Source organism: Spirochaetota bacterium (assembly GCA_026414805.1).
Classification (GTDB): Bacteria; Spirochaetota; UBA4802; order UBA4802; family UB4802; genus UBA4802.
Window position 1 is genome coordinate 1 of the sequence record JAOAIH010000098.1, and the last position, 8,474, is coordinate 8,474.

Annotated in this window: 8 protein-coding genes; all 8 read right to left on the reverse strand. The window is 41.6% G+C overall.

What is annotated here, in order from left to right; translation table 11 throughout:
* On the reverse strand, positions 1-912 hold a 912-nt coding region (locus tag N3F66_13940), incomplete at its 3' end, for an enoyl-CoA hydratase/isomerase family protein (protein ID MCX8125245.1).
* Positions 909-2,144 carry an ATP-binding protein gene (locus tag N3F66_13945; GenBank protein MCX8125246.1) on the reverse strand — a complete coding sequence of 412 codons (1,236 nt, stop codon included), beginning with the start codon at positions 2,142-2,144 and terminating at the stop codon, positions 909-911. The genes N3F66_13945 and N3F66_13940, both read right to left, overlap by 4 nt.
* Positions 2,141-3,262 (reverse strand): HEAT repeat domain-containing protein, encoded by a 1,122-nt coding sequence (locus N3F66_13950; GenBank protein MCX8125247.1) that lies wholly within the window; start codon positions 3,260-3,262, stop codon positions 2,141-2,143. Before N3F66_13950 ends, N3F66_13945 begins: the two co-directional genes overlap by 4 nt.
* A complete protein-coding gene (locus tag N3F66_13955; protein MCX8125248.1) occupies positions 3,262-3,879 on the reverse strand; it encodes a TetR/AcrR family transcriptional regulator in 618 nt (205 codons plus the stop codon). Before N3F66_13955 ends, N3F66_13950 begins: the two co-directional genes overlap by 1 nt.
* Before the next feature lie 234 nt (positions 3,880-4,113).
* Positions 4,114-4,959, reverse strand: coding sequence for a hypothetical protein (locus N3F66_13960; GenBank protein ID MCX8125249.1), 846 nt, complete (start codon positions 4,957-4,959; stop codon positions 4,114-4,116).
* Positions 4,960-5,021: 62 nt separating this feature from the next.
* On the reverse strand, positions 5,022-5,219 hold the full coding sequence (locus N3F66_13965) for a hypothetical protein (protein MCX8125250.1): 198 nt from the start codon (positions 5,217-5,219) through the stop codon (positions 5,022-5,024).
* A 4-nt stretch (positions 5,220-5,223) separates the two neighbouring features.
* Positions 5,224-6,237 (reverse strand): glycyl-radical enzyme activating protein, encoded by a 1,014-nt coding sequence (locus N3F66_13970; protein ID MCX8125251.1) that lies wholly within the window; start codon positions 6,235-6,237, stop codon positions 5,224-5,226.
* 9 nt (positions 6,238-6,246) lie between these two features.
* The coding region (locus N3F66_13975; GenBank protein MCX8125252.1) for a hypothetical protein at positions 6,247-8,474 on the reverse strand (2,228 nt) is incomplete at its 5' end.

Below are 8,474 nucleotides of genomic sequence, written 5' to 3' on the forward strand. Positions count from 1 at the left end.
AAATATGGCAGCGTTAAGCTCCCGTGCAAATACTTCTTTAAGTGGCCTACCTTTATTTTCTTTTAGTAAAAGGTCAGTTATTACAAGGGATGTGGGCGAGCGCTCAGCGATGCGGTTAAAAACTCCATTGCATAATTCGTGCTCAATGGAACATTGCGATAGTTGTTGCAAAATGTTTTGAAGTGGGCTATCAGTATTAAAATACTGTGCAACCCATTTGTCTTTTTGCGTGTCGTTCATATTCACTGGCGTTGAATATTTTTGTAAGATTTTATTAATTGCTATCCTTACATCATACGTATCCGCCACAACACGTTCAAGCTCTTCAATACAGTTTGGTAATGTATGCGATAGTACCTGGTAATGTGCTAATCCTACATGCACACACTCTTCACCTATAAGCTCATCTCCCGTTAGTGCTAAATACTTTGGATAGCCATTCTTGCATTTGTTAAAAAGCCACCCCGTTGCCCCAACATCAGGGAAAAATCCAATGCGGCTTTCGGGCATTGCCATCACTGTGTGCTCTGTCACCACAACTTGAGTTGCACCAGCAGCAAGCCCCATTCCCCCACCCATTGTAATGCCGTGTGCACACACAATAACCGGTTTGGGATAGGTATGAATGAGATAATCAAGCGCATATTCTTTTGAGTAAAACTCTTTTATGTAGTGACTGTTGCCCTCAATCGAAGCCTGATAGAGCTTTTTTATATCACCACCTGCACAGAAGCCTTTTTGTCCATTGCCGTACAGTATAATAAATTGTATTGATTCATCAACGGCTGCCTGGTGTAATGCCTGTGTAATGGTGTCAATCATTGAGATTGTCAGGCTATTGATTGCCTGTGGCCTGTTTAGAACAATTGAAAGCGATGCGGGATTGCGTTTTACTATTACATCCTCACTCATAGCATCCACCAGGGAATTGTGGGGATTTTTGAATGCATGCCAAACGCTTGATCACCTGCATATACTACCAACCCTTTATGGGCGTTGCTAAAAGCAAAAAACTTTGTAATCTGGCTCGCAAAATCTGGATTATAGGTACGCGCTGCTTTTATTTCTATTGCAAAAAGATTTTGTCCATTTTCAACTAAAAGGTCCACTTCATTACCTGTTCTATCACGCCAAAAATAAAGAGGAGGAACTGTTCCAGTGTGTGCAATTCGTTTGTAAATTTCGGAAATGATAAATGTTTCAAAGATATTCCCATACAGTGGATGCCCTATTAATTCCTTTGGTGAGCGTATGGAGAGCAAAAAGCATAATAAGCCTGTATCTACAAAATATAGCTTTGGTGTTTTGATAAGGCGCTTATTGAAATTTTTATGGTATGGCTGTAGTAAAAATATAATTCCACTTGTTTCTAACAATGACATCCATTTTTTTACTGTTGGTTGTGATATCCCTACCATATTTGCGATGGCTGCATAGTTGGTAAGCTGACCTGAATGCGATGCGATTGTTTTTATAAATATCTCAAAAAGGCGAAGATTTTCAATCTGTACGAGGCTTCGGATATCGCGCTCAATATAGGTAATGACATAATTTTCCAGCCATTTTACCGGATCTAGCTTTTTATCGTGAATTCGCGGATACATTCCTGTAAAGATAAGCTCATTCACATTGATGGTTTTGTAGTACAAATGATTATCTTTTTTTACAGTAATTATGCTTTTGATATCATAATCCAATATGCCCGAAATAAGTTCATTTGTGGTAAATGGATACAGCGTAAAAACTGCAATGCGTCCTGCCAGCGACTGTGTGATTTTTTCAAGCAGTAAAAATTGATGGGATCCCGTCAGCACATATTGTCCACCTCTGTCATTTGTATCAACTATTTCCTGTAAATACGAAAAAAGCTCAGGAACCCGTTGTGCTTCATCAATAATAAGTGGTGAGGGGTTATCGTGCAAAAAGCCGCGAGGATCCTGCTGTGCCTGCAATCTCATATCTAAATTCTCAAGCGAAACATACGCATGCTTTTTAAAGAATGCTTTTGCTATTGTTGTTTTCCCACTTTGCCGCGGACCTACAATAGCAATAACAGGATATTGTGATACATATTTTTTTAGGGGTATCTCTAAGTTTCGCCGTATCATGGCGGCTAATATAAACTTAAACTTTATATTTGTCAAGGAATATACTCAAGCGCCTGCTCAACCTCTTCCTTTACTATTCCTTCAACGCTGCCCCTCCATTTATCAAGAAAAGCTTTAGCCTTTTTTCCACCTAATTTTCCTAATGCCCACGCAATCATGCCTTGCACCCTCTGGTCAGTATTTTCTTCAAACGCTTTCATAAGCTCAGGGATATATTCCTGGTTTAGGCTATTACCAATAGCACGAGCAACATTCATCTTCCAGCGCCACAGATCAGTCACTGGCATGTAGAACATGTGCGGTTGAATATGCTGGGTATAATATGCTTCATCCATATGTAATAGCGTAATCAAATCAAAGTATTGTTGCTTTGCCACAACGCGCGGGTTTACCGGCAACGCCTGTGCCATCCATGCTCTGTTACGCGGGCACACCTCCTGACAGCGGTCGCAGCCATACACATATAATCCCATAGGTTCACGGAGCTCACGTGGCGTAATACCCTGCCCAAAATACGTAAGGTACGAAATACACTGTTTTGAATCAATAATGCAGTTGCCTTTCAATGCTTTTGTGGGGCAGGCTGCGATACACGCATTGCGACACCATGATGGGCACCCAACACCAATGGTTGGTTCACTTGCTTCAAATTCTTTATCCACCACAATGGTGATAGGGCTTATCCATGAGCTTTTACACGCTGTATTGTTTGCATAGAGCAAACAATTTTTGCCAAAATTGCCAATACCTGCACGAGCTGCTGCAGCTTTTTGCGGAATAGAAAAGGTTACTTTTGCCTGCACACCATGCTCACGTAAAAAAGTTACAAACTGCCGTATACGCACAGTAAGCCCATCTTTTGTGACACGGTCATCATCCATGTAACAGCGACCAAAATACGGCTCCATAGTTTTTGGGAATGCATAGCGATAGTAATTATCAAGTAACACAATTATAGAGCATCCCTGCGGCAGGATATTTGCCGGGCTACACCCTTCATGCAGGTTTAGCCCAAACACAGAAGCCCAAGCAAAATTTTCAGGAATCTTTTCTAAAAAATTTCTGTGCTCTTCAAAAGGCTCTGCAGTAGTAAATCCTATATCATCAAATCGAAGCATCTGTGCCGTATCGATAATTTCCTGTTTTGTTAGCATCACTTTCTCCGTTTTAAGGTATTACTGTTTCTATAAAGTTTTATTAATTCTTTTATCCCTTGTATTGCACAGTGTAAATCCTCAGGATCCTTTGTCACTTTGGAAAGGAGTATCCCCCCTTCAAGGGCAGCAACAATATGATGCGACAGCTCCCTAACCGGTGTTTGTGTAGACAACTTCCCTTGTCCAACAGCTGCTTTAAGTTGCGTTGCTACCCAGTCAATCCATTGGGAAAAAACATCATTGATAAACTTCCGATAGCTCATATCTTTGTCAGCCATTTCAAGTGCAGTGTTGCCAAATATGCACCCACCTTTAAACTTGCGCTTTGTATGGTAATCGCTCACTGCTTTAAGCATCGCATCTATTTTATCAAGGGGATCACTAACTTTATTTATATATACCGAAAGATATTCCTGATACTGACGGTGAGCTTCTTTAAGTGATTCTAATATAAGCTTTTGTTTATTTTTGAAGTGGAAATACAGATTTCCTTTTTTCACACCGGTAAGCGCAATAATATCGCTCATGCTCGTTTGACAAAATCCATGCAGGTGAACATGCTCAATAATACGGTTAATTATAATTTTTTTTGTTAGCATTCCTTTGGATTTCATATTCATCACTTTACTGACCAGTTGGTACATTATTATACAACAACAATAAATGTCAATTAATTAATTATCACCATCATTTATCTGTGCTTTTAAAATAGTATTTGTAAGCTATGTCGTTATTTATATGACCTGGAAGATACCGCGATTGTAATAGCCTTAAATCAAATCTAATATGGCTCATGAAACTGCCATAAAAAAAATTACCTGCCGCAATTAACAAACACGTTTACTATATTAAAAATCCCTCACTGGTTCAAGCGGTACCTGTGGATAAATTTGTCCGTGCACTGGCGGCATTGAATTATACACCCAGTTGACATCGCACATACCAAGTTTTATACCTGCATACCTATGATAGCCTTTGAAAATGCCACGAGTAAGTATATTTTCCATCTTTACTGTGAGTGCATAAAAGGCAACTGGTGTACCTTCTTTTATCTGCAATAATTCCTTACCATACGCCTGTGGCGAGAAAACTATCGTACCTGGATCACTTGCTTTTGCTTGTAACACAGGCACAAGTTTTGGAAAACCATCACCGTCAATCCATGCTGCAAACTTAAGTGCATCCATTCTGTTAAATAGCTCAAAACCAACTGTGCCAAGTGGCTTTTCTGCTTTTTTTTGTTTTGCAGCCCACTTTGCAAAAAGTGTTGCAACATACGCTTTGGCGATAGCTCCAAAAGGTAGCCGTTCTTTTTCATTTGCTTCAATCAAATCAAAGTAGTGCACGGTGTTTATACCAAAATACGTATTGTACCTGAACATGGGAAATTCATTCAACATCTCGTATTCTGGGCCTTCCTGTGCACTGTGAGTGTACCGTGCTTTTCCGCGCCACATATCCATTTTCATAGTGAGTATTAAAAATCCGATATTATTATTTTTCTTAAAATACTCCTTGCTTACCCCTTTTGAAAATTCACCCAATGCCATGTGCGTACCATCAAGTGCAAGAAGTGATGTGAGCAACGTAACATGTGGTAACCCTTCATTATTAATTGTTGCAACAAGGGCTATTTTTTCATTTGGTTTTAGTGCTGCAATTTCTTCACTGGTGAATGATTTTCGTGTTTTCATTGTATTGCTCCCTACATATAATTACATTATACTTATATCCATTTGTTAAAGGAACTTGCCATTTAGGTATCGTTTTTATGCACTTTCTTTTGTCCAAGCGGCCACAAAAGTAAGTGCCAAATAAAAACGCCTTCTTCCAACCTTATACATGATATACTACCTCTTTGCCAGCGTGCTGGGGACGCCATCCTGGCTATATCCTGACACGCAACATAGTACGCTTGGGCCTCCTGTCTACTCTGCCTTTTGAAGGGTATCATATATTTAACATCCAAACGTTGTCTTTGGCTTTGCCACCGTAGTTTCCTCATCCTCTAATCGCGTTGAGCCGCTTAGTTTTACTATGGCTGAATTGTTGCAGTGCTGTCGTGCAATCTCCCCATAGTGTTCAAGCTCTTCTTTTGTTAAAAGCGGTGTGTTAGCAAATTCCCACTGTAAGCCTAACCGTGTATACTTATCCCTGCAAAGATTATTAAACGCACATAGATCCCAGCGTGTAATGGCTTTTGCATTAATTGCAAGCAACTGGTTTATGTAATGAGCTATCGCCACAATATTTTCATCCCGTGCAGTTTTACCAGGAATTAATGGTGTACGTATCCATACTTCGCGTGGGAAAAGGTGCTCCTTCATAAATGAAAGGATATACTGTATATTATTCAACACTCTGAAATTGGATTTGCCGGTAAACTGTTGGTGTTTCACAGGGTCCATCTCTTTTAGATCATACAGCACAAGGTCAGCATAGGGAAGCAGCATATCAAGCGTATGCTGATTGCATATACCACAGGTGTCAATTGCAGTGTGAATGCCATGATGTTTCAATTCCACCAGCACCTTTTTCACAAAAGGTGCCTGAAACGTAGATTCCCCGCCAGAAATTGTAACTCCGCCCCCTGATGTGGAAAAATATGCGCTGTCTTTTAAAAGCTCCTGCACTAATTTATCAGCATCCCACCGCCTGCCCAAAAGCTCCATTGCAGTTGATGGGCACACTTCAGTGCATCTGCCACAGCCTTTGCATCGAGCTCTATCAATATGAATGCCATCATCAAAGACAAGCGCACCGTTGGGGCATGTTTCCACACACACTTTACATCCAATGCAGCGCGCACCAATCCACTGCACTTGAGGTTTGGGATTTATGCTTTCCGGGTTATGGCACCACACACATTTAAGCGGGCATCCTTTCATGAACACAGTGGTGCGAATCCCCGGGCCATCCTCAGTGGACATTCGCTGTATTTCAAGTACTATGCCTGTAGTATCAATTGTCATTGCTATCTCCTAAAATTTGCTGTGCGAAACACGCGCAATAACCTCATCCTGCAACTCTTTGCCTATAGAAACAAAGTATGCGTTGTATCCGGTGACGCGTACAAGCAGGTGGCGATAATCCTGTGGATGCTTTTGCGCATCCTTAAGCATCTCAGGATCCAATATATTAATCTGCAACGCAGTGCCACCATTTATTGCATACCCGCGCAAGTAAGCCTTAAACTTTTCTCTGTGCTCAGGGTCTTTTAGCAGTGAAGGGTTAAACGTAATGGTGTGGCTTGCACCGTTGGGAAGCAGATTTACGTATCCAGCAAAATCACCAGGGTTACTCTTGCCACCAAGCACCTTTCCCACAGAGTTAGCATTGGCTGTGGGTCCATTGATATCAGCACCATTGACAGGACATATTGCATTTGATAAAAATTGTCCTTTTTTGCGCCCATCAGGTGTTGCGGGCAATATATAGCCATCTCCAACCCAGTAATTCCATGAGAGCATGCCAGGTCTAAATTGCCTGCCTGTGGATTTTGTTTTGTACTTCCAGGTTTCTTCGGTCCACAACTCCATAACCTTCAATCCTATTGCATCAGCCTCATCATCATCCCTGCCATATTTTGGCGCCCTATTCTTTGCAATTGTCTGTAAATACTCATAGCCTTCCCAGTTAGCCTTAAGCGCGTTGATAAGCTCACCCATGGTGCACACTTTTTTGTCATACACCATGTATTTAATTGCCAGCAGCGAATCAACTGTTGTTGCATAGGTTACCGCTTCAAGTGTGGTGAAGCTTATTTCAGCAGCACCCTGGGTAATATCTTTACCCTGTTGTGCACAGCCTTTCACAAGGCATGACAGATATGGCGTGGGATGATACATGGCCCGGATGCGCTCTGACTCTTCGTATAGTTCAACTATTTTCTTTATAATGAATTTTGTCTGAATTTCGTAAGCCTTCCAAAACTGGTCAAATGTTGCAAATTTGCGCGGATCCCCCGTTTTGGGACCAATCTGTTTCACCTTCTCCACCTTGCCAGTAACAGGATCTACAAAGTCAAAAAAGTCCCTACCATTGTTTAAAGCCAGTTCAACAGCCTTTGCCAGGTTAAGATTATTGTCAACAGTACCTGAGCGGTCATTGCCCACCATAGTGTTTTCAAGGCAGCCAACCGGTGCGTACTCATGCACATTGTTCTCGTTTATTAAATGCTGTATACCAGCCTTCTTTGCCTCGCGTAACATTCCTGCCATAGAGCGCTCATCAAAGTTAAGTAAGAATGGTGCACCCTGGCAAGATGCAATCATATCAACAACTTTATCAAGCAGCATGTCGGGGCTTTTTTGATGCAGCCTGATATTAGGTTTTGGCTCTAAGATAGGCGACATCTCATCAATGACTTCAAGGAAGGCAAAGGTCAGGTCATTTGCCATATCTTTGCCGTTTTTCCCTAAACCTGCCAAAGTGATAAGCTGGCCAAAACCAGATGTTATTCCTTGATTGCCGGTTCGTATCATGGCGTCGTAGGCAGTATTGCAGTGTATAAAAAAGCATTTTAAAATCTCTTTACCAAATTCGCGGTCCATGCCACGTGCAAGCGAATACTGCCAGTAAGGATACAGATACTGGTCAACTCGCCCAAAGGATACACCTGGCCCAGGATAGTTTTCATCACTCATCACAAGCATGTGTGTAAGCCACAACGCCTGTACTGCTTCCCAGAATGTAGTAGCAGGTTCCCACGGCACTCGCTCTAAATTTGCAGCCATCTGCATAAGCTCTTCTCTGCGTGAAACATCATGTTCATCCTTTGCCAACTGCCTGCACACCTTTGCATACTGCAATGCAACATCGCGCGGCATTGTGGCTGCCGTCATCATGGCTCTAAGCTGTGCACCCTTTTTTCCTTTTTTTTCTTTTGGCGATAGCTCATTGTAAAAGCCTTCGATCTCGGAATACACTCCCTTAAATCCAATCTTTAGCACCTTTGCATAATCAGGGATAAGATGACCACTGGTTGCTCCCGCATTGCCAAACCCATGGTCATGGAACCACTTCATCTTTGCACGTGCACCATTTTTACCCATTACCAGTTTTGTGCGTTTTTTCATTTCACTTTTAGTAAGGCACATCGATGTTTGTATGTTAAACCGTGCACCCGCAATTAAATCACCAAGCAATATTTCATGAGGTAAGTAATTGACCATGACTTCTTTATTGAACCACGCACGGCGCTCAGGGA

What these genes read in the sequence shown, in the direction of transcription:
- N3F66_13970 (MCX8125251.1), bottom strand. Translation starts at nt 6,237, where the DNA reads ATGACAATTGATACTACAGGCATAGTACTTGAAATACAGCGAATGTCC.
- N3F66_13950 (MCX8125247.1), bottom strand. Translation starts at nt 3,262, where the DNA reads ATGCTAACAAAACAGGAAATTATCGATACGGCACAGATGCTTCGATTT.
- N3F66_13955 (MCX8125248.1), bottom strand. Translation starts at nt 3,879, where the DNA reads ATGAAATCCAAAGGAATGCTAACAAAAAAAATTATAATTAACCGTATT.
- N3F66_13965 (MCX8125250.1), bottom strand. Translation starts at nt 5,219, where the DNA reads ATGATACCCTTCAAAAGGCAGAGTAGACAGGAGGCCCAAGCGTACTAT.
- N3F66_13960 (MCX8125249.1), bottom strand. Translation starts at nt 4,959, where the DNA reads ATGAAAACACGAAAATCATTCACCAGTGAAGAAATTGCAGCACTAAAA.